At 42.9% G+C, this 24,824-nt stretch carries 29 protein-coding genes and 3 pseudogenes; 28 read left to right on the forward strand and 4 right to left on the reverse strand.

Going from position 1 to position 24,824, the window contains the following annotated elements; all coding sequences use genetic code 11:
* Positions 1–64 precede the first annotated feature (64 nt).
* On the forward strand, positions 65–949 hold the full coding sequence (locus JCM19039_RS11710) for a patatin-like phospholipase family protein (protein ID WP_042427352.1): 885 nt from the start codon (positions 65–67) through the stop codon (positions 947–949).
* Positions 950–964: 15 nt separating this feature from the next.
* Here the strand turns inward: JCM19039_RS11710 and JCM19039_RS11715 are convergent, their stop codons facing one another.
* Positions 965–1,294 (reverse strand): SA1362 family protein, encoded by a 330-nt coding sequence (locus JCM19039_RS11715; protein WP_042427356.1) that lies wholly within the window; start codon positions 1,292–1,294, stop codon positions 965–967.
* 18 nt (positions 1,295–1,312) lie between these two features.
* Positions 1,313–2,280, reverse strand: a pseudogene (locus JCM19039_RS11720) (DUF1385 domain-containing protein).
* 146 nt (positions 2,281–2,426) lie between these two features.
* Here JCM19039_RS11720 and JCM19039_RS11730 point away from each other — a divergent pair.
* The 3 genes from JCM19039_RS11730 (at position 2,427) to efp (ending at position 4,627) form a co-directional block, all read left to right on the forward strand.
* A complete protein-coding gene (locus tag JCM19039_RS11730) occupies positions 2,427–2,915 on the forward strand; it encodes a YqhR family membrane protein (protein ID WP_042427362.1) in 489 nt (162 codons plus the stop codon).
* A 65-nt stretch (positions 2,916–2,980) separates the two neighbouring features.
* On the forward strand, positions 2,981–4,045 hold the full coding sequence (locus tag JCM19039_RS11735) for a Xaa-Pro peptidase family protein (RefSeq protein WP_042427366.1): 1,065 nt from the start codon (positions 2,981–2,983) through the stop codon (positions 4,043–4,045).
* 24 nt (positions 4,046–4,069) lie between these two features.
* Complete coding sequence (gene efp / locus JCM19039_RS11740) at positions 4,070–4,627, forward strand: elongation factor P (RefSeq protein ID WP_042399427.1); 558 nt, start codon at positions 4,070–4,072, stop codon at positions 4,625–4,627.
* A 65-nt stretch (positions 4,628–4,692) separates the two neighbouring features.
* Here efp and JCM19039_RS11745 read toward each other — a convergent pair whose 3' ends face one another.
* Both JCM19039_RS11745 and JCM19039_RS11750 read right to left on the reverse strand, forming a co-directional pair.
* Complete coding sequence (locus tag JCM19039_RS11745; protein WP_042427369.1) at positions 4,693–5,124, reverse strand: universal stress protein; 432 nt, start codon at positions 5,122–5,124, stop codon at positions 4,693–4,695.
* Positions 5,117–5,572 carry a universal stress protein gene (locus tag JCM19039_RS11750; protein ID WP_042427372.1) on the reverse strand — a complete coding sequence of 152 codons (456 nt, stop codon included), beginning with the start codon at positions 5,570–5,572 and terminating at the stop codon, positions 5,117–5,119. Before JCM19039_RS11750 ends, JCM19039_RS11745 begins: the two co-directional genes overlap by 8 nt.
* 236 nt (positions 5,573–5,808) lie before the next feature.
* On the opposite strand from JCM19039_RS11750, the pseudogene spoIIIAA reads away from it, so the two are divergent.
* From spoIIIAA to spo0A, 24 genes and pseudogenes are all read left to right on the forward strand, one after another.
* Positions 5,809–6,766 (forward strand): annotated as a pseudogene (spoIIIAA, locus tag JCM19039_RS11755) (stage III sporulation protein AA).
* Positions 6,711–7,223 carry a stage III sporulation protein SpoIIIAB gene (spoIIIAB, locus tag JCM19039_RS11760; protein ID WP_307190234.1) on the forward strand — a complete coding sequence of 171 codons (513 nt, stop codon included), beginning with the start codon at positions 6,711–6,713 and terminating at the stop codon, positions 7,221–7,223. Before spoIIIAA ends, spoIIIAB begins: the two are co-directional and overlap by 56 nt.
* Positions 7,224–7,243: 20 nt before the next feature.
* On the forward strand, positions 7,244–7,450 hold the full coding sequence (gene spoIIIAC, locus JCM19039_RS11765; protein WP_152550189.1) for a stage III sporulation protein AC: 207 nt from the start codon (positions 7,244–7,246) through the stop codon (positions 7,448–7,450).
* A 4-nt stretch (positions 7,451–7,454) separates the two neighbouring features.
* Complete coding sequence (gene spoIIIAD, locus JCM19039_RS11770; protein WP_042427378.1) at positions 7,455–7,850, forward strand: stage III sporulation protein AD; 396 nt, start codon at positions 7,455–7,457, stop codon at positions 7,848–7,850.
* A gap of 13 nt (positions 7,851–7,863) precedes the next feature.
* Entirely contained in the window at positions 7,864–9,099 is a 1,236-nt protein-coding gene (gene spoIIIAE, locus JCM19039_RS11775; RefSeq protein ID WP_042399412.1) for a stage III sporulation protein AE, read from the forward strand.
* 5 nt (positions 9,100–9,104) lie between these two features.
* Complete coding sequence (gene spoIIIAF, locus JCM19039_RS11780) at positions 9,105–9,716, forward strand: stage III sporulation protein AF (protein ID WP_042427381.1); 612 nt, start codon at positions 9,105–9,107, stop codon at positions 9,714–9,716.
* Positions 9,709–10,362, forward strand: a complete 654-nt coding sequence (gene spoIIIAG, locus JCM19039_RS11785; RefSeq protein ID WP_042427384.1) for a stage III sporulation protein AG — start codon at positions 9,709–9,711, stop codon at positions 10,360–10,362. Before spoIIIAF ends, spoIIIAG begins: the two co-directional genes overlap by 8 nt.
* A 7-nt stretch (positions 10,363–10,369) precedes the next feature.
* The gene (locus tag JCM19039_RS11790) at positions 10,370–11,020 is read left to right on the forward strand and encodes a SpoIIIAH-like family protein (RefSeq protein WP_193744220.1); all 651 of its coding nucleotides are present in this window, start codon (positions 10,370–10,372) and stop codon (positions 11,018–11,020) included.
* 817 nt (positions 11,021–11,837) lie between these two features.
* Positions 11,838–12,014: a hypothetical protein gene (locus JCM19039_RS24415; RefSeq protein ID WP_193744221.1), complete on the forward strand. Its 177-nt coding sequence runs from the start codon at positions 11,838–11,840 to the stop codon at positions 12,012–12,014.
* 678 nt (positions 12,015–12,692) lie between these two features.
* A complete protein-coding gene (locus JCM19039_RS11795; RefSeq protein WP_042399401.1) occupies positions 12,693–13,070 on the forward strand; it encodes a hypothetical protein in 378 nt (125 codons plus the stop codon).
* Positions 13,071–13,088: 18 nt separating this feature from the next.
* Positions 13,089–13,511, forward strand: a complete 423-nt coding sequence (locus JCM19039_RS11800; protein WP_042427391.1) for an Asp23/Gls24 family envelope stress response protein — start codon at positions 13,089–13,091, stop codon at positions 13,509–13,511.
* Positions 13,512–13,550: 39 nt separating this feature from the next.
* Positions 13,551–13,979 carry a transcription antitermination factor NusB gene (gene nusB / locus JCM19039_RS11805; protein ID WP_042427394.1) on the forward strand — a complete coding sequence of 143 codons (429 nt, stop codon included), beginning with the start codon at positions 13,551–13,553 and terminating at the stop codon, positions 13,977–13,979.
* Positions 13,960–14,820: a bifunctional methylenetetrahydrofolate dehydrogenase/methenyltetrahydrofolate cyclohydrolase FolD gene (folD, locus tag JCM19039_RS11810; RefSeq protein ID WP_042427395.1), complete on the forward strand. Its 861-nt coding sequence runs from the start codon at positions 13,960–13,962 to the stop codon at positions 14,818–14,820. Before nusB ends, folD begins: the two co-directional genes overlap by 20 nt.
* On the forward strand, positions 14,810–15,925 hold the full coding sequence (gene xseA / locus JCM19039_RS11815) for an exodeoxyribonuclease VII large subunit (RefSeq protein ID WP_255343656.1): 1,116 nt from the start codon (positions 14,810–14,812) through the stop codon (positions 15,923–15,925). Before folD ends, xseA begins: the two co-directional genes overlap by 11 nt.
* A 1-nt stretch (position 15,926) precedes the next feature.
* Positions 15,927–16,187 (forward strand): exodeoxyribonuclease VII large subunit, encoded by a 261-nt coding sequence (locus JCM19039_RS26535; protein WP_042427397.1) that lies wholly within the window; start codon positions 15,927–15,929, stop codon positions 16,185–16,187.
* The gene (gene xseB, locus JCM19039_RS11825; protein WP_042427399.1) at positions 16,177–16,437 is read left to right on the forward strand and encodes an exodeoxyribonuclease VII small subunit; all 261 of its coding nucleotides are present in this window, start codon (positions 16,177–16,179) and stop codon (positions 16,435–16,437) included. The genes JCM19039_RS26535 and xseB overlap by 11 nt, the downstream gene beginning before the upstream one ends.
* Before the next feature lie 29 nt (positions 16,438–16,466).
* Positions 16,467–17,336, forward strand: a complete 870-nt coding sequence (locus JCM19039_RS11830; RefSeq protein WP_052398761.1) for a polyprenyl synthetase family protein — start codon at positions 16,467–16,469, stop codon at positions 17,334–17,336.
* Positions 17,337–17,453: 117 nt separating this feature from the next.
* Complete coding sequence (gene dxs, locus JCM19039_RS11835) at positions 17,454–19,343, forward strand: 1-deoxy-D-xylulose-5-phosphate synthase (protein ID WP_042427540.1); 1,890 nt, start codon at positions 17,454–17,456, stop codon at positions 19,341–19,343.
* 5 nt (positions 19,344–19,348) lie between these two features.
* Positions 19,349–20,158: pseudogene (locus JCM19039_RS11840) on the forward strand (TlyA family RNA methyltransferase).
* A gap of 106 nt (positions 20,159–20,264) precedes the next feature.
* The gene (gene ahrC, locus JCM19039_RS11845) at positions 20,265–20,714 is read left to right on the forward strand and encodes a transcriptional regulator AhrC/ArgR (RefSeq protein ID WP_042399390.1); all 450 of its coding nucleotides are present in this window, start codon (positions 20,265–20,267) and stop codon (positions 20,712–20,714) included.
* A gap of 18 nt (positions 20,715–20,732) precedes the next feature.
* On the forward strand, positions 20,733–21,239 hold the full coding sequence (locus JCM19039_RS27320; protein WP_307190235.1) for an AAA family ATPase: 507 nt from the start codon (positions 20,733–20,735) through the stop codon (positions 21,237–21,239).
* Positions 21,194–22,438: a DNA repair protein RecN gene (locus tag JCM19039_RS11850; protein ID WP_307190236.1), complete on the forward strand. Its 1,245-nt coding sequence runs from the start codon at positions 21,194–21,196 to the stop codon at positions 22,436–22,438. The genes JCM19039_RS27320 and JCM19039_RS11850 overlap by 46 nt, the downstream gene beginning before the upstream one ends.
* A gap of 148 nt (positions 22,439–22,586) precedes the next feature.
* Positions 22,587–23,816 (forward strand): SpoIVB peptidase, encoded by a 1,230-nt coding sequence (gene spoIVB, locus JCM19039_RS11855; RefSeq protein ID WP_042427400.1) that lies wholly within the window; start codon positions 22,587–22,589, stop codon positions 23,814–23,816.
* A gap of 211 nt (positions 23,817–24,027) precedes the next feature.
* Entirely contained in the window at positions 24,028–24,819 is a 792-nt protein-coding gene (gene spo0A / locus JCM19039_RS11860; RefSeq protein ID WP_042427402.1) for a sporulation transcription factor Spo0A, read from the forward strand.
* Positions 24,820–24,824 lie beyond the last annotated feature (5 nt).

Raw genomic sequence — 24,824 nt, forward strand, 5'->3', positions numbered from 1 at the left:
GGGACAACACGCAATCCGAGCATTTTTTGCATAGTGTAGAGATGTGGAGAGGAAGGTGTGACCGATGCTGATCGACGGAGTTTTTGCCGGCGGCGGAGCAAAAGCCTTCGCATTTATTGGTACACTGGAAGCAATGGAAAAGAAAAACTTTCAATTCTCTCGCATTGCTGGAACAAGTGCGGGTGCAATTATGGGTAGTCTTATTGCTTCAGGATATACAAGCAAAGAGATTAAAAAAATGTTCGAAGACGTCGAATTAGACATGTTTTTAGATCCAACAGCTTGGGCAAGAACATTTCCTCATCTCCTAAAGTGGGTAGGCGTCTATTGGGGATTAGGTTTATATAAAGGAAACAAACTTGAGGAATGGTTGAGCGAAAAGCTAGAGGCAAAAGGGGTGCGAACGTTTGCGGATCTTCCAGATCACTCACTTCGGTTGGTGGCGGCAGATATTACGAGGAAACGAATGCTCGTGCTCCCAGATGACCTCTCAAACTACGGGTTAATCCCTGACTCTTTCCCTGTAGCAAGAGCTGTGCGTATGAGCTGTAGCTTGCCATTTTTCTTTCAACCTGTGAAGTTATTTGATAAAAATGGATCATCGTCGTTAATTGTTGATGGGGGGATCTTGAGTAACTTCCCGATGTGGCTATTTCGAAGGCATCGATCAAAACGGCCATTGCTCGGATTTCAATTGAATCCAGAGCCACACGAAGGAGAGTACAAACACATTAACAACGCATTGGAATTGTACGGTTCCATCTTTGAGACGATGCAAAAAAGCCATGACTCACGATTTGTTGACGCAGGTCATGGCGATAATGTCGTTTTTATTCCTGTAGAAAAGGTGAAAACGACAAGTTTCTCCTTATCCGATGCTGATCGTACAGAACTGATTGAACTTGGGTTTCATACGACAATGGATTTTTTGAAAACATGGAGCAGGTAAAAGGTTGCGTGACGTCTATCGTCGCGCATTTTTTTTGTTTCCTTGGATGACTTTTAAATTGTGACCGTTCCGTTTTTTCTTGACACTCACTTGATCTTTGTTTTTTACTGCTGTTGATTTACGCCGCTCTCGATCTTGTTTGAGCGCCCGTTTATACTGAGGATCAACTCGAGTTCTTTTGGAAACAAAGCGAGTAAAAATAAAATAAAACAAAAAGGCAAACAAAGCCATCAGAAGAAATGTGAGCATGAGACCGCTAGGGTTTGTGAACAATTGGCTCACTAGACCTACAATCGCTAGAAGAACGATCCCTAAAACAAATGGATTTCGAAAAATTGTTCTCAACGTATTGCCTCCCATTCATTACACAAGACGTTCGTCTGTCTTCTCTCTGTGAATTTCATCCTCGCGTTCTAGCATCTTTTCAAACGAACGGATCGACACTTCGACTTGATCGTCTTTTGGTTGTTTTGTCGTTAATAATTGTAACCAAAGACCGGGTAAGCCTAACCATTTTAACACAGGGATATTCCGTAATTTGTTTGTAGCTTGCAACACTTCGTAAGAAACACCGAGAACGACAGGAATGAGCAATAGCCGGTGAACAATTCGTTCAAATAGGTTATCAAAAGGAATGAGCAAATAGATCATGACCCCGATAATGACTGTAAAGAGCATAAAGCTACTTCCACAACGATAGTGAAGGCGTGAATATTCTTGCACGTTTTGAACCGTTAATGAGCGGTTGGCTTCATAAGCGTTAATCACTTTATGTTCCGCCCCGTGATATTGGAACACACGTTTAATGAGCGGCGTGAGTGAAATTAAATACACATAGCCGACAAGTATGATGGTTTTAAAAATCCCTTCGAGCAAGTTCTGTGCCACATGTCCAGGAAACGGTCCTGAAAGAGTTTCTGCTAGAAATACAGGAACGAGCGTAAAGATAATGGTCCCGATGATAAAGGCCACGACGCTCACCGCTGCTACACCAATTGTTGCAGCGATTTTTGAACGCTCTTCTTCTGGAACGATGTCTTTATCATCATCAGGATGAACATCGTAACGATCTGAAGCAAAATTCATATGTTTACTGCCGAGCGCTGCGGCTTCAATCAAGCAATGCTGCCTCGTACAAAAGGAATCTTTTTTAGTTTTTGTAATACGGGTTTAGGTTTTTTTAAGTTCTCGAAGTATTCAATTTCCCCGTTTTTTCTACGGATCGCACTGACCGTCGTTTCTTTTCCTGCAAACATGACGCCTTCAATTAGCGCTTGTCCACCATAGGCAGGCTTTTGAGCCTGTTCGGTTTCCTTTGTTTCCTCACTCATGCTGACACCTTACTTTCTCAAAAAGTTCGATTGCACCTCATGACTATTCTACATCATGTGTCCATGAACCTCCATAAGCAGACGTTTTTTCCTTCGGTAAGAATGATTTACTGTGCAAAAACCATAATAGGAAGGAGGTGATATTCATGAGTGAAGAGAATAACGAATCCAAAAAGGCGAATCAAGATTTGCCTTTAGGCTTAAAAGTACTGATTACAGGTTTTGTCGGCGGCCTTTTTTGGGGGATCATTTGGTACGTGGCTTACTTTTTTAATTTTACGGACGTTGGACCGAATTTGTTATGGAAGGCGTGGACACTTGGAAGTTGGAGCGAAGAAGCAACCGGACAATGGATCGCAATTTCTCTATTAGCGATTCTGTCCATTGGGGTGGCGTTTTTTTACCGGTATGTATTCGCAAAGATTACGAGCATGTGGGCAGGAGTAGGGTTTGGGGCTCTTCTTTGGGTAATTATTTTTTACATTAGTAATCCTTTGTTTATCGGGCTAGATTCGGTGCCTGATTTGAGCGGGATTACAATTGTGAGCACATTATCGTTGTTTGTCTGTTATGGGTTATTCATCGGGTATTCCATTTCGTATGAGTACGAGATGGAGAAGTATACAGGAACTTAATGGCAAGCGCTTAACGACTTATGCTAAGATAGAAACGATGATTGTTAAGGTGAGGAGGAATTAGCATGAAGCGTTTAGAAGGAATTCGAAATCAATTCACAGTTGAAAAGATTGATGCACTCATTGTAGAGAGTGATGCAAATCGTCGGTATTTATCAGGGTTTACAGGAAGTGCGGGTGTTATATTTATTACATCGGATCAAGCGTACTTTATTACCGATTTTCGCTACGTAGAACAAGCAAAGAATCAGTGCGAAGGCTTTACAATTGTTGAGCATAAAGGGTCAATCAGTAACGAGCTCAAAGCATTAGTTGAAGAGCACAGCATAACTTCTGTTGGTTTTGAAAAATCTTATACGACTTTTGAAAAATATGAAGTGTACAAGGATACAGGCATACCGCTCATCCCTGTCGCTGGGCTTGTGGAATCGCTTCGCATGTTCAAAGATGAGAAAGAGCTTTCAATTATGAAAGAAGCAGCAGAAATTGCCGACCAAGCATTTTATGATATTGTCGACTACATAAAACCGGGAATGAAAGAAACAGAAGTAAGAGATCGATTAGAATTTACAATGAGACGTTTAGGAGCAGATCGTTCCTCATTTGAGATCATTGTCGCTTCTGGTTCACGGGGCGCTTTACCTCACGGTGTGGCAAGTGACAAAGTCATCGAAGAGGGCGAATTTGTGACGATGGACTTTGGCGCCTACTACAAAGGGTATTGCTCAGATATAACGAGAACGGTTGCTGTTGGGCAACCGACGGACGAAATGAAAAAAGTGTACGAAACCGTTTTGGAAGCCCAGCTTCTTGGAGTAGAGCAAATTAAACCAGGAATGACGGGTAAAGAAGCAGACCAGATTTGTCGTGATTATATTTACAGTAAGGGTTACGAAGGGAAATTTGGCCACGGATTAGGCCATGGGCTTGGTATGGAAGTGCACGAAGGTCCAGGTGTATCCCCGAAAGGCAACGTCGTACTCAAACCGGGTATGGTTGTGACTGTCGAGCCTGGCGTATATTTGCCAGGTGTAGGTGGCGTAAGAATTGAAGATGATATTGTCATTACAGCAGATGGCAATGAGCGACTGACAACCTCGGATAAATCGCTACGTCATATCGGTAAATAATTATAATAAAGGTGGTTCTTATTCGTGATTTCAGTAAATGATTTTCGCACAGGGCTAACAATTGAAGTAGATAACGATATTTGGACAGTTCTTGAGTTCCAACATGTAAAACCTGGAAAAGGTGCGGCATTTGTACGTTCAAAGCTGAGAAGCCTTCGGACGGGAAGCATCCAAGAAAAGACGTTTCGCGGCGGAGAAAAAGTAAACAAAGCGCATATCGAACGAAACAAAATGCAGTATTTATATTCCAATGGTAACGAGCATGCATTTATGAATATGGAGTCATTTGACCAGATGGAGCTTCCGACTGACCAAATCAAATACGAGTTGAATTTTCTTAAAGAAAACATGGAAGTGCATATGATTACGTATGGCACAGAAACACTTGGCGTGGAGCTTCCGAACACAGTAGAACTTGAAGTGTCTGAAACAGATCCAGGGATTAAAGGAGACACGGCTTCTGGAGGTCACAAGCCAGCTACTCTTGAAACAGGCTTTAAAGTGAACGTACCGTTCTTTATTAATGAGGGCGACCAGCTTGTAATTGATACAAGAAAAGGTGAATACGTATCAAGAGCATAACAAAAAGTGCGTCGGGATGAGTAGTGATCCTGGCGCACTTTTTTTTGAAAAACAAGGCTCCTCTGTTAGGAGCTTTGAGCATGGACGATCAGCATATCGCATGGCGGACGATCGATGAGAACATCGCTGAGTGACTTTTGAATTTTGGCAGAACGATGCACCCGTTTTAACGCAACTACGATGAAAGGCGCATACCGTGCAGAAATGATCTTACGCGGATCCTTAAACGTCAAATCAGTCGCCCGCACGTGTTGGCCGTTTTGCCGAAGTTGGTGTTCAAATGTTTTTAACCATTCTGTACGTTCAGAAATGATCTGTGTACGAAGTGTTGGATCGTTTCGTTCCACGACCGTGTATTTTCTCATATCAATCCCATGAAGTAGAACAATGTCTCTTCCCTCAGCCTCGGCAATAGTTGCCCCCTTTGTTACGCAAGATAGAGCCTCCTCATGAAAATCCAAAAAGATGAGCACGGGATCCGTATCTGTCTTATACACTTGCTCTTTCTCGTTCCTCTGTTCGGACGACAAAAACATCGCATTTCGCTTTTTTAATAATGGCACTTGTCACACTCCCTTGAAGAGCTTTTTCAAGCTTCGTCCCGCCTGTTGCACCAGCAACAATTAAATCAATATTATATGCAGGCACAATTTGCTTACTAATTTTTATAGAAGGCACACCAGTTTCGAGTATTGTTTGAGAAGAAATACCTTCCGCTTGAGTATGGAGCAAGAACTGCTCGAGTTTTATTTGTGCTGCCTTTTTAACTTTATCAACGACATAACGGTCAAAACGAGCCAACGTACCATAAGGTTTAGGGTTAATTACCGTGCACAGATACAATGTGGCATTATTTTTGCGGGCAAATCGAATCGCATGCTTGTAAGCGTCGTTTGAAGGAGTTTCCTCACCGTCTATACATAAAAGGACACGCTCATAACTCATTGCAAATCACTCCTTTAAAAGAGAATGAACCTAAAGGTTGATTAAAAATTAACATCTGATGGAAAAGTGTGTCAATTCAAATGTTAGCATGATTGAATTTACATTATTTTCACGACCTGTTTCGACAATTGAAGAGGTTGCGGTGGTGAATTGTTCTAAATCTTTGATTTGAGAATAGAGTGTACAAGCAAAGGGTGTTAGCAAAAGTTTGCAAGTTTGAATGGAGTTGATGTCTGATGAATTGCTTCTCGGAACACGTGCCATTCAATCGAGATTCGATTTTATCACTCGTCCCGCATGAAGCACGCTCATCCGTTGAATATGAATTAACAAAAGAACAGGTTGAAGAAATTCGTTTTCGGCCAGGACGAAAAATTGAACTCATTACGAGGCGAGGCCGGAAGCTGTTGGACGATTTCTTATTTAGTTCTGACGATGCGGTGTATGTGATCAATCAGCTTAGCCAACATTCAGTGTATGCGTTTGAAGAAGAGCTAAAGCATGGATACATCACGTTAAAGGGTGGTCATCGAGTTGGATTAGGAGGCGAAGCGGTCGTTGAAGCGGGAAAAGTGAAAACGCTCAAACATATTCGTTCCTTCAACATTCGCATCAGCCGGTCTATCCACGGTGTATGCGAGCCCTATGTAGATCACTTATTCCATCATGGGTGGAACAACATTCTCATTGCCGGCCCCCCTCAGTCAGGGAAAACGACGCTGCTCAGAGACGTAGCCAAAGTAGCGAGTGACGGTTGGAAAGCGAAACAAATCCCACCGAGTAAAGTCGCGATTGTTGATGAGCGCTCTGAAATCGCCGCATCGTTTGAAGGAGTGCCGCAATTTGATATTGGCGAGCGGACCGACGTGCTCGATCGCTGCCCGAAAGCTGAAGATGATGATGCTCGTACGGTCGATGAGTCCAGACCTTATCATAGTCGATGAAATCGGGAGTGACACCGATAAAGTGGCCATAAAGGAAGCCATACGTGCAGGGGTCTCCATATTGTGCACAGCTCATGCCAAGACATTTGAGAATTTGTACGACCGTGATATTTTCGTTCGAGGATTGTTTGATGGAATAATTATGCTTGATCACGATAAACGCGGCACGTACTACTCAGGAAAGGAGATCCATCGTGCGTTGGATTGGAGCGCTCGTCGTTCTCATATCGATGACCGTCGGCGGGTTTGAATGGTCACGTAGACTGACGCTTCGGTCAAAGCAAATTCGGGAGCTAACGACCGCATTGCAAATGTTTGAAGCGGAAGTGATGTTTGGCCACACACCATTAAAAGATGTGACAACGAAACTGTCAGCCACTTTATCAAAACCAGTAGCCCGTATTTTTTCCGAATTTTCCGCTCGTCTAACAGCCGGAAATATTGAAGCAAAAACCGCTTGGGAAGAGAGCTTAAACAAACATTGGACGGAAACATCAATGAAAGCAAAAGAGAAGGAAGCGCTGCTTCAATTTGGGCAAACGTTAGGGCAACACGGCCGGTTTGAACAGCAAAAATATATTCAATTAACACTCACTCATCTAAAAGCAGAAGAAATTGACGCTAGAGAAGAACAGCAAAAATATGAACGTATGGCAAAGTCGCTCGGATTTTTGGGAGGACTGCTTGCAATCATCGTGATGATCTAACACAAAAAGGAGGGATGACGGTGGGGTATGACGTAGATACCATTTTTCAAATCGCTGGTATTGGCATTGTCGTCGCTATGATTCACACCGTACTAAAACAGATGGGGAAAGAAGATTGGGCACATTGGGTGACACTCATCGGGTTTATCGTCGTGTTGTACATGGTAGCAACCATCGTTGATGACCTGTTCACAAAAATACGCAGCGTGTTTTTGTATATAGGATAATCACATGTCGATTGACATGATTCAGATTGTCGGCTTTGGTCTAATCTCAGCCTTTTTAGCGATGATTCTTAAAGAACAAAAGCCAGCGTTTGCTTTTTTGCTCACACTAGTTGTCGGAGCCATGATTTTCTTGTTTTTGCTAGATTATATCGTGATGGCGTTTCAACTCGTTGAAACTTTGGCAAACCATGCACACATTAACATGGTGTATTTGCAAACGATGCTCAAAATCATTGGCATTGCATACATTGCAGAGTTTGGGGCGCAAATTGCGAGAGACGCTGACCAAGGCGCCATCGCGCAAAAAATTGAACTAGCTGGAAAGGTATTAATCGTCGTGATGGCCATACCCATTTTCAATGTACTCATTGAAACCGTCATTTCCTTGATTCCAGGCTGAAAGAGGGATCGTAATGAAAGCATTCATTTCATGCGTGGTCGGTATCGTCGTTCTACTCACATTCTCCATAGAAGCCGTTGCTCTTGATGATGACCCAAACCTTGATCCCAGACTGCCGATCGAAGACGAGAGCGTCAGTGAAGAAGATGTCTCGGATTTGATTGAAGAACAGATGGACGAGCAGTTAGATCGGCTTGGTTTTACAGAAATTGAACAGTTTTGGGAAGATATCCGTCGAGATTATGAATCTTTTCTCCCTGAAAGTCAAAAAGGATCTTTTACAGACTTTTTGGATGGAGATCAACAGTTTAGTCCAACGGAGTGGGGACGGGCACTCTTAAATTTTTTGTTTCATGAACTGACAGCGAATGTTAATTTGCTCGGTACACTCATCCTTCTTGCTGTATTTAGTATGGTGCTAAAGGCACTGCAAAACGCATTTGAGCATGCGGCGGTAAGTAAAGTGGCATACAGTGTCACGTTTACGGTGTTGATTGTCATTAGTATGAATAGTTTTTACATTGCGATGAGCTATGCCCAAGAAGCAGTGGCGAATATGGTTCATTTCATGATTGCGCTTTTGCCTATGGTACTCGCACTTTTAGCCATTACAGGCGCAACAACAACGGCTGCACTGTTTCACCCGTTAATTATTGTCCTCGTCAACACAAGCGGGCTGTTAATTGAACGATTTGTTCTCCCTTTACTATTCATCTCTGCCATTGTAAGCGTAGCAAGCTCTATGAGCGAGAAATTCCAGTTGACGAGGCTAGCAACCTTAATACGAAATGTTGCAATGGGAACGCTCGGCGCATTTTTAACGATCTTTTTGGCGGTTATATCCGTCCAAGGTGCAACGTCAGCGATTAGTGATGGAGTGACGTTACGGACCGCTAAATACATTGCCGGTAACTTTGTGCCTGTTGTAGGTCGCATGTTTACCGATGCTACCGATACAGTGATAGGCGCTTCTCTTCTTTTAAAAAATACTGTCGGCATCGCAGGCTTGTTCATCTTGTTTGTGATTACTGTGTTCCCAGCGTTAAAAATTCTAGTACTTGCGCTTACGTTCCAAATTGTGTCTGCCATTATGCAACCGCTAGGAGGCGGGGCGCTCGGAGAAGTAATGAGTCTCTTTGCACGAACAGTCATGTTTATGTTTGCTGCGGTTTCCGTCGTCTGCTTAATGTTTTTCTTAGCGATTACAATCATCATATCAGCAGGGAATCTAGCACTCATGGTGAGGTGAATTCGGTGGAGTATTTTAATGATTGGATTACGACGTTGGTTGTTTTTTTGCTCCTAGCCATTATTTTGGAGCTCTTGTTACCAACATCGACAATGAAGCGTTACGCAGATCTCGTGCTTGGGCTGATGATGACGGTGTTGATCTTACAACCAGTGTTTGATTTCATTCATACCGATCCATCGGAATGGTTTGATCTTGACAATTTTAACGTTCGTGAAGGGGCAGATGAGATGGAAAATAAAATAAATGATCAAAAAAGAGAAATACAAGCCGCTCATGATGCATATATCTCAGAACAAGTAGCTGCTCGTCTAGGCAGTGAAGCAGAACAGATGCTAAAGGAAGAGTTTCAGCTCTCGTTTAGTGGAATTTCTGTCGATGAAAATTCACATTCTGAGTCGGGAGGGATTAACGTCTTGTTGGTGGAGGCAGGGGATGAACAAACAAATACGACAGTGGAGCCGGTTAAAGAAGTGGTTGTAAATACAACAGAGTCAAGACAGCAAAGTGATCATCCGGTCTCGCTGGATGCAGTAAGGGCCCGTCTTGCACAAGTATGGCAAGTGGAAGAGAGCTCCATACAAATTCGTATGGAGGAGGAAGATTCGAATGGCTGAAAATAAAAATCCCTTTAGCAATTTTCTTCCAAAGAGTGACGGCCCTAGACGCTTTCGGTGGTATTATATTGCAGGACTTTTTTTCGTAGGTGTGCTTCTCATGTTACTCGGGAATATCGGTACAGACGATGATGGCGGTTCAATTGTTGGCGAACAGTCAGAAGAGCCGGTGTTTGTAAATGGTGACCAAGAAAACGAAGAAGAATCATCTGTAAGTAACACTTCTTCTGACTTTCAAATGATTGAACAAGCGTATTCAAATCAGTTGGCAGAAACGCTAGAGAAGATTGATGGTTTGTCTAATGTTGAGGTCGTCGTGAACGTCAAAGAAACAGAAAGCAAAGTGTACGAAAAAGACCGTAGCATACGGCAACAAACAACAGATGAGGCAGATACTGAGGGTGGGAACCGGACATTAGATGAGGGTACGCAAGAAGAGACACTCGTGCTCGTTCAGCAGGGGAGTGGTGAGGAACCGCTACTCATCCGTATGGAGAAGCCAGATGTATCAGGTGTGCTCGTCGTCGCCAATGGCGTCGAGAGTATGCAAAGAAAAGAATGGGTCATTGAAGCTGTCACTAGAACGTTAGATGTGGATGCACATCGGGTGTCAGTATTACCAAAACAAATGGGAGAGGATGAGTGATTTGGTTTTGAAAAAGCAAACAGTATGGCTTTTAACAATGTTAAGTTTGGTTGCGGTACTCGGAGTCTACTTTTTCGGGCCCGATAGCCCAACGACACAAGAAGCTGCGTTAATTAACGATCATGAGTCATTAGAAGACTTTGAAGGGGAACTTTGGGAGCAATATTTAGAGGAGAACCCAGATCAAGCGGTTGTCGTTGAAGAATGGAACGGTGAAGTTGAAGGTTCAGATGAGGAGGACCCAGAAGCAGGTGACGGTGAAGAAAATGAAGAGACCGACAGCGTTGATGTGGCCGCAGGGTTGAGTGGTAGTGAAACGTTCAGCGCACTTAGAATTGAGCGCGAGGAACTAAGAAGTGAAGCGCGTGAAGAGAACACAAATACGATTGCATCAAGTGATGCATCTGCTGAAGAAAAAAATGAAGCGCATGAGCAAAATGAACAATTAAAAACGTTAACAGAAAGTGAATCGACACTTGAACAAAGAATTGCATCACAAGGATACGAAGATGTACTCGTTATGACCGATAACGATGAAGTACGCATCTTCGTAAAAACCGAAGAACTTTCAAAAACGGAGGTTGTGGAAATTAACCGAATTGCTCACGAGCAGATCGGAAACCGAGCAGTAGCCGTTTCTTATCATATTGATGAATAGCAAGCGGCCCGGTGAAAACATTCACCGGGTTTTCTTTTTGCGTTTTTCTTATAGGTTAATACTAAAAAAAGCATTGCAAATGCTATAAAGGATGAACGATACATGTTCTGAGTTTGTCCTGTCTGTGCTTGCTTTCAACTGCAGGCGGATGCTTACACCAAAGAGCATAAGGCTTCACGTTTCTGCCTCCTGGCTATGGTGTGTGGAAAGAAGTCCAAATGCCCCATATATTCATTAATGTGACAGTTGAGAAAGATAAATCATGATTTTAAACGTGAATGCGCACATAAACGGTGTCAACTGTCACAAATCGTGCGATTTGTGACAGTTGCGTGCCGAAAGTGCCCGGTTTGAGGCTGGATTGTCACATACGTGACCGGCCATCACATGCTTGTGCAGTTGGTGAGCCTCGGTCACGACTTTTTACCCTTCGGCAAACGTTCTTCGTGTTGCCCACCACCCTTGCAGTGACGAACAACGATCGGCAACGAGATGAATTTCAACAGACAATATGCAAGCAAAGACCCGCAAAGACCCATCTCGGTCATCCGATTCAGTGAAATTATTTCGTTCAACTTATATAGCTAAAATCTTACCATTGTTCATTCTATGGTAAGGTTTCAGCCCATCATCTTGCTCGTTGCTCAGCATGGGTGATGGGGAGGGCGATGCAAAGGAGAATTGGAAGATGTATACAAGTACTTTTGCTTGTTGAGAATTACAAATTACCTATTATCGGTTCTATAAGGGGTTCATGATTATTTGCAACTTGTTATGTTCCCCCGGATCCGCTCATTTCGGTGAAAGGGAACTTACAATGTGGTCTGTGTTTTCTGCGCTGCCGAGTTTTAATCGTGAAAAGAAAGAAATGGTTCCAAAGATCATTGAGTGGAATCAAATTCGCTCAAGTGTGGCCATTTTGCCTCGTTCTACTACCAATCGATCGGCATCTCGTTCCGATCGTCCGTTTATGGAACTAGATTCAGCACGTTAAAGTATATGAACGACAATATCGTTCCTAAGCGACGTTCATGTTCTTTCTCTCAACCGTATGAAGATTGACACGCATGCCCTGCCTCGAATCTCGAGGTGAAAATCCAAAAATCTGTCGGCCGCCACTGGTCCGACAGATCGTAAGGTGTTAGGTTTCGTCTGAACTACACGCAAGTTTTACGAAATGAGCGCTAAAATCGCTAAAAAGAGCAAACTTGACTGCAGAAAGTGTAAACCAGCGCACACAATGCGAACGATGCCTTGCCCACTCGGTATAACACAATTGGAGTGTTTCCGCTACGCGAAAGGGACATGAAGACTTGTTTGTCATAAAATACAAATCGTAAGAAATTCCGAAGCAAACTCTACATTCTGGTGTCCAATGAATTTCTCACGCCGAGCATATGGCAAATCGTAAATGTTGACGGTCTAATCACTCCCCAACATTATTTTCACAAAAGGTCAAATGCTTTCTGTATACATAGGGTCGTTCACATTACTCGTAAGCCCATAGCCTTCAATGATTTCTAAGTTGACATCATTTCATCGACGTTAACAAATGATGTATAATTCAAAAAACAAAGGATCCCAAGCTAAGAGGTGAAATCGCATTTTTTACATGATATAATCAACTGATGACAAAACAATGTAATGGAATGAAGTTAGGAGATGTCACTTCATGGAATGGAATCATTTAACAGAAGGCGCTAAAGCCGTATTGGAACAAACGAGAAACCTTAAAAACGACAATATTCAAATCGTAGAGTTTGAAGTGGGTTATCAAGAAGAAGCAACAGAAGAAAATCCGCATCCTGTATCGATTCAAGAGGAAGATTATGATAGCTTGAAACGCTACACACAAGAAAACGAATACGATGAGAGTTATCATATGGCGAGAAACAAGTCCATCGTGAAAATTATTCTTTTGGAAAATCGTAAGATTCCCGACAACCTATCTGAATACCCGGTTTTCAGACATTACCGTATGGAGCGGTTACGGGAAGAGCAGTTAAAAGCTGAGCAAGCTAATGAAGAACAAGCGAACGAACAAGAATAGAATTCAGGAGGGATCACGATGAATGAATATCAATTGTTAGACTTAGAAGAACAAGAGAACGACCTTGGCCGTGTGGAGATCTCCCCAGAAGTTATTGAAGTTATTGCTGGACTTGCTGCAGCAGAAATTGAAGGTGTTTCTGCACTGCGTGGGAACTTTGCAAACGATGTTGCAGAGCGTTTCGGTAAGAAAAATCATGGGAAAGGTGTCAAAGTTGAACTCGGTGAGAACGGGGTTACGATTGAGGTGTCTGTGGTTGCATATTACGGAGTTTCTGTACCTGAAATTGGAATGCAAGTGCAAAAAAACATTCAACAAGCACTGGAAACGATGACCGCGATCTCCTTGGATGGCATTCACGTACATGTTGTTGGTATTCATTTTGAAAAAGAAGAAGAGACGACGTTGGAGCTTGCGAGCGCAGAGCGATTATCTGAATAAGGAGCGCTACAAGCGCCGTGATAGGAAAAGGAGTTAAGCATGAATCGAAGATGGGCGCGAATTAGGGCAGTACAAGCTCTATTTCAGGTTGAAATGACAGGTGTACATTGGCAAGAAGCCTTGCAATTTGCTTTAGATGAGCATGAGGAGAGCGACGAATATTTACATCGCGTATTGCCTGGGATTGTTGAACATAAAACGAGCATTGATGCTCGAATTGAGGAACAGCTGGAGCATTGGACAATGGAAAGATTAAACAATGTCGATGTTGCTGTACTGCGCCTTGCCGTATACGAACTTCTGCACTACGATGAGATTCCACCTCATGTCACATTAAACGAAGCGATTAATACAGCTAAAGCATTTGGTGAGGATGACGCGGGTAAGTTTGTAAATGGTGTCCTCTCGAATGTGTTAAAAGGCTACGCCGAGGAAGTGGGAGAAAACAATGACAGCGAGCATCATTGATGGTAAAGAGATTGCCAAAGAGAAGCGTCGCCAAATTGCTATCGAGGCAAGCCGGTTGAAAGAAACCGGTGTGAATCCTAGCCTTGCAGTCATTCTAATCGGTGATGACCCCGCTTCTCATAGCTATGTAAAAGGTAAGGAAAAGGCTTGTAGAGAAGCGGGGATCCGTTCCGAAGTAAGGCGAAGAGCGACGACGATTACCGAGTCTGAACTTTTGCAAGAGATTCAAGAACTTAATAACGATCCGTCCGTTCATGGAATTCTCGTGCAACTTCCGTTGCCTGACCATATTACAGAAACACGGGTAATCAACCAAATTGCACCAGAGAAAGATGTGGATGGCTTTCATCCGAATAACGTCGGACGCTTAATGTTAGGTGAGGCGGGTTTTACTCCTTGCACCCCTTTGGGGATTATTGAGATGTTAAAAACGACTGGCATAGACATTGAAGGTAAACACGCGGTTGTCGTTGGGCGGAGTAATCTCGTCGGTAAACCGCTTAGTCAATTGCTTTTAAATGAAAATGCGACGGTGACGGTATGTCATTCAAAAACGAAGGACATGGCGAGTATTACAAGAGAAGCCGATCTGTTGATTGCAGCAGTCGGTAAAGAACATATGCTAGGCCCAGAAGCGATTAAACCAGGGGCCGTTGTTATTGATGTTGGTGTGAACCGTATGGCGAACGGTAAGCTCACTGGAGATGTACAGTTTGACGAAGTGAAGGACATTGCCGGTTGGATTACGCCAGTACCTGGTGGAGTTGGACCGATGACAATTACGATGCTTTTGCATAACACGGTAGAAGCTGCGAGAGGAATGATGGCGAGTGGAAGCTAATCATTCCTATCTTTCTGTAACACAAGTTACGAAAGAACTGAAAAGAATTATCGAACAGCATGAACAAATGAATCATGTCATGCTTTATGGCGAGATCTCTAATTTTAAGCATCATAGCCGTGGGCATATGTACTTCACATTAAAAGATGATCGGGCGCGAATTTCAGCAGTCATGTTTGCTGGTAATAATCGCGCCCTCCGTTTTCATCCAGAAAATGGTATGAAAGTACTCATACAAGGGAATATTTCAGTTTATGAGCCGTATGGGCAATACCAGTTGTACGTACGAAATATGGAACCCGATGGCTTAGGGCAGTTGTATTTAGCTTATGAACAACTAAAAAAGAAGCTTGAAACCGAAGGTTTATTTGCCAATGAGCGAAAGAAGCCTTTACCGAGCTTTCCAAAACGAGTTGGCGTAGTCACGTCGCAAACAGGGGCTGTCATTCGAGACATTTACACGACCATCACGAGAAGGTATCCCCAAGCAGCGATTCATCTGTATCCAGTTGCTGTACAAGGACCTGAGGCGGTCCCATCGATTGTGAACGCACTCAAACGAGCGGATGTGGCAGGGTTAGACGTCTTAATTGCAGGGCGTGGTGGCGGTTCAATTGAAGAACTTTGGGCGTTCAATGATGAACAGGTCGTACGAACAACAGCAATGCTTACAACACCGATCATATCAGCGGTTGGCCATGAAACAGACGTCACACTTCACGATTTTGTAGCGGATGTTCGAGCTGCCACACCAACTGCTGCAGCTGAACTTGCCGTACCTTCAATGAAAGAGTGGACGGACAAGCTCATATCCATTCAGAAGCGGCTAACTGTAGCAAGTAAACAACTGCTGCGCCAGCGACAAGTTAAATTAAAACAACTTAGGCAATCGTATGCTTTCAAATATCCTGAACAACTCGTCACACAAAAGGAACAAGAACTTGATCGCAATCTTGAGTATTTGCACCGGTTTATGAAGCGCTACATGGGTGACAAAAAACAATCATACGTTGACGTTTCACACCGGCTGGAGCGTATGAACAGGTGTGATGCTCAAAGAAAAACATTCAGATTGCCAACAGCTGAAAGAACGGTTGCAACGTAGCATGAAAGAGGTATTTCAAAAGCAGTCAACAGCTTTTGACACTCGGCTAAGTAAGCTAGAGATCTTGAACCCACTCAATACGTTACGCAGAGGGTATAATGTGGCGTACCAAGGGGAGCAGCTTGTATCCTCTATTAAACATATACAATCGTCTTTACCGCTAACGTTGCATCTTCATGATGGTCAAGTGACGAGTGAGGTACAAACGGTAAGTGAAAAACAGTCCCTCGCGCTGAAAGGAGAACCGATCGATGACGAATGAAAAGAATACAGAGCAAGTAGACACCGAAGAGCCTAAAAGCTTTGAAGAAGCGATGAAATCACTCGAAGAGATTATTGTTAAGCTTGAAGAAGGTGATGTGCCATTGGAGAAAGCGATCGATATGTATCAAGAAGGTATGACGCTATCAAAACAATGCCATGACCAGCTGCAAAAAGTCGAGAAGAGAATGGACAAAATTGTGCTTGAGAATGGAGAGACAGAACCGTTCTCCCTTCATGAGGAGGGTTAAATTTGCAAACGGAACAAACAATAGAAGATATGATTGAACGCCATGTACCCCCATTGATGAATGTCATTCATTCTCAAATTGAAAGCGCCTCTTGCCCTGAAAGCATTAAAGAAGCGATGCTCTATTCTTTAAACGCCGGTGGGAAGCGTATTCGTCCGTTGCTTTTAATTATGGCAGCACAAAGCTATAAACCTGTAACAAACTCCGCGTATAAATTAGGGGCAGCATTGGAGATGATCCACACATATTCGCTTATCCATGATGATCTGCCGAGCATGGATAACGATGATTATCGTCGTGGCAAACCGACCAATCACCGTGTATATGGAGAAGCGTTAGCCATTCTCGCTGGAGACGCTCTTTTAACAGAAAGCTTTCAACTAGTGAGTGATATTTCTGAAGACGATATGCACCCACGAGACATCGTTCACATTACACGGCGGATGTCAGAATCTGCAGGGATTCGGGGGATGGTCGGTGGTCAGGTAGCTGATATTGAAGGTGAAGACCGCGCACTTCGTCTCGAAGAGTTAGAATGGATTCATCGTCACAAAACCGGAGCATTACTAGAATTTGCCGTTGAAGCTGGTGGAATTTTAGGGGGCGCGCCTGAGGGGGACATTGCCGCTTTAAAGATTTATGCGGAGAATTTAGGCCTCGCTTTTCAAATTAAAGACGATATCTTAGATGTAGAAGGGGACGCAGAGATTATCGGAAAGCCTGTCGGAAGCGACACAGATAATCAAAAGAGTACGTATCCTAGCTTACTTACATTAAGTGAAGCGAAAAACAAGTTAGATGCGCATATTCAAACGGCTGCCGATGCACTAAGAACTGTAAGCTGCGATTCATCTGCGCTACTGAGCATCTTGCAGTATGTGGCAAAACGAGATCGATAATTGTTTTATTGGCTTTTTATCCACATAGAAAGTACAATAAAGATCACACATGGATTTACATCCATCGGAAATACTATGAAAAACACATTTTTTTTAATGAAAGTGGGGATATCAGGCATGGACTTAGAAGCCATTCAAGATCCCGGATTTTTAAAAAGCTATTCAAAAAAGCAACTCTCACAACTTGCAGAAGAGATACGTTCATTTCTCATTTCAAAGCTATCTGTCACAGGAGGACATCTTGGCCCGAATTTAGGGGTTGTTGAGCTTACGCTGATGCTCCATAAGTTGTACGATAGCCCAAAGGATAAGTTGATCTTTGATGTGGGCCATCAAGCATACGTACACAAGATTCTGACTGGCAGAGCAGACCGTTTTGATACACTTAAACAGTATCAAGGTCTATGTGGCTATCCGAAGATGAGCGAAAGTGAGCATGATGTTTGGGAAGCCGGACACAGCTCAACGTCATTATCAGCAGCGATGGGTATGGCAGCTGCAAGAGATCTCAAGTCTGAGAACAACCACGTGTTGCCGATTATCGGCGACGGTGCTTTGACAGGTGGGATGGCGCTTGAAGCGTTGAATCATATCGGTCATGAGCAAACGAATGTGACAGTTATTTTAAACGATAATGAAATGTCAATTGCTCCTAATGTAGGCGCACTTCACAATGTGCTAGGTCGTTTGCGCTCAACGGGTGGTTATCGCCGTGCAAAAGAAGACTTGGAGTACGTAATCAAGAAGATTCCAGCACTCGGTGGGCCGCTTAGCTCCACAGCAGAGCGAATGAAGGACAGCCTTAAATACTTGCTTAGCAAAGGGATGTTCTTTGAAGAAATGGGCTTCACGTACTACGGTCCTATTGATGGTCATGACTTTGATGACCTTCATAACAACTTAATGTATGCCAAACGGACGGAAGGTCCGGTGTTGCTGCATGTGATTACGAAAAAAGGAAAAGGCTATCAGCCTGCTGAGGAAGATGCAAGCGGTGCGTGGCATGGACCAGGACCGTATGCAATTGACTCAGGTGACATGAAAAAGAAAGCGGGTCCCCCTGCTTATAGTGCAGTTTTCAGTGATACTGTCGCCAAAATTGCTGAGCGTGATGAAAGAGTTGTTGCAATTACAGCGGCAATGCCAGGCGGAACAAAATTGGACAAGTTTGCCAAAAAGTTCCCAAATCGCATGTATGATGTTGGTATTGCTGAACAGCATGCAACGACGATGGCTGCAGGTATGGCAGCTGAAGGCATGAAGCCAGTATTCGGTGTGTATTCAACGTTTTTACAACGTGGCTATGATCAGCTCGTACACGACGTTTGTCGTCAAAATTTAAACGTTGTCTTTGGGATTGATCGCTCAGGTCTTGTTGGTGGTGATGGGGAAACACATCAAGGGGTATTTGACATCAATTACATGAGGCACTTGCCGAACATGAAGATTTTGATGCCGAAAGATGAAAATGAACTTCAGCATATGATTTATACAGCCTACAAAAATGATGACGGCCCGATGGCTGTTCGTTATCCTCGTGGCAATGGCTATGGTGTCACGATGGACGAAGACTTACAAGCAGTGCCGGTCGGGAAATGGAACATTGAACAAGAAGGTTCGGATGTAACGATCTTGACCTTTGGTACGATGCTTCCAATTGCAAAGAGTGCGGCTGAACAACTTCAAAAAACGGGTGTATCCGCTCGGGTTGTGAATGCGAACTCGGTAAAACCACTTGATGAGGAGTTGCTCGTAAAGTTAGGGGAGGAAAACCGTCCGATCTTAACGTTGGAAGAAGCTGCTTTACAAGGTGGCTTCGGAAGTGCAGTTCTTGAATTCCTGCACGACCGTGGAATTGCGTCTATGCAAGTGAAGCGAATGGGAATTCCAGATCGCTACATTGAGCACGGTAGTGTTGACTTGATTTACGAAGAGTTAGGTTTAACCGCAACGGAAGTAGCTAACACCGTTAAAGAAATCGTTCCGAGTAAAAAGAAAAGAGCGTAACCAATATGAATGGTAAGAAAGAACGCGTTGACATTTTGCTCGTCGAGCAAGGACTTAGTGAAACACGAGAAAAAGCAAGACGAGCAATTATGGCAGGGCTTGTTCATACCGAACGTGAGCGAATTGATAAACCGGGCACAAAGATCGACAGAGATACGCCACTGTTTGTAAAAGGTCAAGAGTGTCCTTAAGTGAGCCGAGGTGGCATGAAGCTGCATAAAGCACTCGATGTTTTTAACGTGTCGATTGAAGGCAAAGTTGTCCTTGATGTAGGTGCATCTACTGGTGGCTTTACTGATTGTGCTTTGCAACATCTCGCAGATCAAGTATATGCCGTTGATGTTGGTTACAATCAATTGCACTGGAAGCTTCGTTCCGACGACCGGGTCGTGGTTATGGAAAGAATGAATTTTCGATATGCGGATCAAGAAGACTTCACACATGGCTTGCCCCAATTCGCCGTGTGTGATGTTTCTTTTATTTCATTAAAGCACATCTTTCCACCGATGCAGCGCATCATAGAAGATGAATCGGATGCCATTGTTCTCGTTAAACCCCAATTTGAAGCTGGAAGAGAAGAAGTCGGTAAGCGAGGAATCGTCCGGGACAAAAATGTACACCGTCGGGTCATTGAGGATGTGTTGAATTTTGCAGATGAAAGTGGTCTGCAACCGATCGGTCTTGATGTTTCTCCAATTACTGGGACCGGCGGAAATATCGAGTTTTTATTACACCTTCGAAAAAATGCCAATCCTTCGCGTCAAATTGATGCGTCACGCATTGCTCTCGTTATTAAAAATGCGCACAGTGCTTAATTCCCTAACATTTGTTTATTTATACAAACAGCAGTATAATTATCATTAAAGAACGGGAAAACTAATGTGTGTGTATTTCCCTTGCGTGAATAAGGAGGTAGAGAGCGTGACGAAAGGTCAACGACATGTAAAGATTCGAGAGATTATCCATACGAAGGTCATTGATACACAAGAAGATCTCGTAGATGAATTAAAAGCGGCAGGTTTTAATGTGACCCAAGCTACGGTGTCACGAGATATTAAGGAATTACACCTCGTAAAAGTTCCTACACTAGATGGTACGTACAAATATAGTTTGCCGGCAGACCAACGCTTCAATCCTGAACAAAAATTAAAAAGAAACCTGTTTGACTGCTTTGTAAGTATTGACCAGACAAATCATTTTATCGTTATGAAAACATTGCCAGGAAATGCCCAAGCGATTGGATCATTAATTGATCATTTAGATTGGGATGAAATTATGGGAACGGTTTGTGGCGATGATACCATTTTAATGATATGTAAGGATGCCGAACAAGCACCTGCAATTTCGAATCGATTTTTAGATATGTTGTAATAGATCGAGGTGGTTGAGATGCTGGAAGAACTTTCGATACGTAATTTTGCAATTATTGATCGCTTAACCCTATCCTTTTCTTCAGGGTTGACGGTTTTAACCGGAGAAACGGGTGCAGGTAAATCAATTATTATTGATGCACTAGGTTTACTTGCTGGAGGACGCTCATCTGTTGACTTCGTTCGTCATGGCACAAAAAAGGCGGAGATTGAAGGTCTTTTTCGCATTCATTCCGAACACGAAGTGGTCAATGTGTTAGAAGAAGCCGGGATCGATATAGAAGATGATATGATCATTCTAAAGCGAGAAATCAATGAGAAAGGCAAAAGCGTCTGTCGAATTAATGGTGAGCTTGTAACATTAACAATGCAGCGAGCGATCGGACAACAGCTTGTTGATATTCACGGTCAGCACGAGCATCAAGATTTGTTACAGCCTGATAAACATAGTGCGATGGTCGATGGGTTTTTGGTGATCAATTGTATGAGAAGAAGCAGCAGTATGAGGAAAAGTTTCGCCAAGTAATGGGTCTTGAAGAGCAGTTATCGCATTTAAAGGACAATGACCGTGAAAATGTCCAACGATTGGATCTGATTGAATACCAGTTGGAAGAGATTAAAGAGGCGAAGCTCAAGCAACAAGAGGATGAAGAACTGACGGCAGAACAATACAAATTGGCCAATATGGAAAAGCTCTTTTCGCAAATGCAACTAGCATATGAAGCCCTTTACGGTGATGAAAAAGGATTAGAACTCGTACGTGAAGCGATGGTCGCCCTTCAAGAATCTGCGAGTATTGATCAATCCCTTGAAGAGATAAATGATTCGTTAACGAACAACTTCTACATGCTAGAAGAAGTCACATTTCAAATTCGCGATCATGTCGAACAACTCGATTATGACCCTAATCGGCTTGATTTTATATCGAATCGATTGGATGAGATCAATCACCTTAAACGTAAATACGGATCGACAATTGAGGAAGTCCTTCTTTATGCAGAGCGAATTACAAAAGAAGCAGAAGAACTGAGTAACTTAGATGAAAAAATTGAATCTGTCGAGAAGGATCTCCACACCCATAAAGCTCAAGCATTATCACTTGCGCAATCACTTTCTAAGTCGCGAAAGCATGCGGCGAAGCAATTAAAAGAAGCCATTGAAATGGAACTGAAAGATTTATTTATGGAGAAAACAAGTTTTACGGTTCAATTTCAACCTCATCGTCGCGGCATTATTGTCGAAAAAGGTGAAGAGGTGTTTACGCTAAATGAAGAAGGTTTGGAACGGATGGAATTTTACTTGTCATCCAATCCAGGGGAGCCAGAAAAATCGCTTTCAAAAGTGGCTTCTGGTGGAGAAATATCAAGAATTATGCTTGCATTAAAAAGTATCCTAACCGACAGATCAGAGCGCACGGCTTTGATTTTTGATGAAGTGGATACGGGTGTTAGCGGTAGAGTTGCTGGTGCAATCGGTGAAAAGATCTATGCAATTTCTAATGAGTCACAAGTGCTTTGCATCACTCATTTACCTCAAGTCGCTTCGTTAGCGAACACACATATGTACATTAAAAAAAGAGAGACCAACAATCGAGTTTCCACCGAAGTTGAGGAACTAAACGATGATCAAAGAATTGACGAATTGGCAAGAATGCTTTCTGGTTCAGAGATCACAACCAACACGAAAGAAACGGCAAGAGAGATGCTCTCAAGCAAAAAAGCGTAATCATACCGCTATAAATATTGCCATTCCTAAAAAAACCGCCCATTTGTGGTCGGTTTTTTGTGTTTTGCCAGTTATATAAACGTCCGAGAGAGGCAACATTATAAGTACGTACTAAAAGTACGGTCGGGAGTTAGGAGTGTGAGATGATGTGAACAGCGAGAGATACCGTAAGATTATCGGTACAATTGTTTTAGTAGCCCTCGTTGCGATCGGTTTTTCAACACCGATTCAACAGTGGATGATGTTGCCTGAGCAAGTGAGTGTACCGGTTGATGCAAATATTGATGAAGTTAAAGATTCGTTACCGTCATTATTTTCTATTCATACCGAAGATGAAGCAGCGTTTACAGTGGCTGCCGGAGACTTTCCGGTAAAGAAGATTCACAAAGACCGTCGAGAACGTATTGAAGTCATTCCTGGCGGACAGTCAATTGGCGTTCGATTAAACGCAAAAGGGGTATTGGTTGTAGGATTTCATTTAATTGAAACGATGGATGGTCAGAAATCACCTGCCGAATCCGCGGGTATTCAAAAAGGGGATATCATCGTTAAATTAAATAAACAACCGGTTGAAGATATGCATGAAGTCGCTACAATCCTTCGTGCGCCCCATGAAGCGCAGCCAATTGAAGTGGAAGTGATTCGTAATGGAAAGACGTTAACAAAAACGATTGACCAAAGCATTACCGCTTCAGAAGGCATCGGTCAATTGGGGATGTATATTCGCGACTCTGCTGCTGGCGTTGGAACGATGACGTTTTATGAGCCATTATCTGGAAAGTACGGGGCGTTAGGCCACGTGATTTCAGACATTGATACGAAAGAGCCTGTTGCGATTCACAAAGGAGAAATTGTGCGGTCATCCGTACGTTCAATTGCTAAAGGCAAAAATGGAATACCAGGTGAAAAACAAGCGTCATTAACGACTTCTCAACACGTATTAGGTACCATTACTAAAAACAATACGTTTGGTATTTACGGGGTGTTGCATCACGGTCATGATCTTGTAAATGAAGGACGACTATCTATGCCAATTGCTTTTGCGGATGAAGTTAAAGAGGGTCCAGCGAAAATATTAACAGTGGTGGAAGATGAAACCGTAGAAGAATTCGACATTGAAATTGTTCGGTCATCACCGCAAAAACACGCAGCAACAAAAGGAATGGTCATACGGATTACAGACGAGCGGCTATTAGACAAAACCGGAGGCATTGTTCAAGGGATGAGTGGCAGCCCAATAATTCAAGATGAAAAGATTATTGGTGCAGTTACCCATGTATTTGTGAATGACTCGTCATCTGGGTACGGTTCCCATATTGAATGGATGTTGCAAGAAGCCGGTGTTCCTCTAGAAAATGATGAAAGAAAGGCTAGCTGAACAGCTGCCTTTCCAATACATAAGAAAAACGACAAAATTCGACATTTGCCCTCGAATTATTTAGAATGTTGTAACTTGTTGGATGATAATAACGGATTTTCCGAAATTACCTTGATTTTCTGTTTATTTAAAGGATAATTCCATATGAGAAACGAAATTACAACAACAAGCCCAAAACCATAATAACACATGAGGCAGAGGAGGACCCATTTTGGATTCAATTAAAGTTTGTATTGCAGATGATAATCGTGAGTTGGTGCAGATGCTCGAGGAATACATTTCGAATCAAGAAGATATGGAAGTCTCAGGCATCAGCTATAACGGTCAAGACTGTATCACGCTCGTAGAAGAGAAAGAACCAGACGTACTCATACTTGATATTATTATGCCATACTTAGACGGGTTGGCAGTATTAGAGCGTTTACAGAAAAAGGCATTACCAAAAATGCCAAAAGTTCTTATGCTAACCGCATTTGGTCAAGAAGATGTAACGAAGAAAGCCGTCGGTCTCGGCGCCTCTTACTATATTCTTAAGCCGTTTGATATGGAAGTACTCATTGATAAGATTCGCGAGTTAAACGGTGTTGAAACGGAACATATGAACGTCTCACACACGAGAAGTAGTTATAATACCATTAAACAGCCGACCGTAAATTTGGATCAAAGAATTACGAATATCATCCACGAAATTGGCGTCCCTGCGCATATTAAAGGCTATATGTATATGCGCGAAGCCATTACGATGGTCTATAACGATATTGAGTTACTCGGCTCCATTACGAAAGAGCTTTACCCAGACATTGCCAAGAAATTTAACACGACGGCGAGCCGCGTGGAACGAGCGATTCGCCATGCCATTGAAGTTGCGTGGAGTCGAGGAAACATTGACTCGATTTCACATTATTTTGGCTATACGGTCAGTATGTCAAAAGCGAAACCGACCAACAGTGAATTCATCGCGATGGTTGCTGATAAGTTACGAATTGAACATAAGGTAAGTTAACGTAA

Origin of the sequence: Geomicrobium sp. JCM 19039 (assembly GCF_000698145.1) — a bacterium.
Lineage (GTDB): Bacteria > Bacillota > Bacilli > Bacillales > Marinococcaceae > Geomicrobium_A.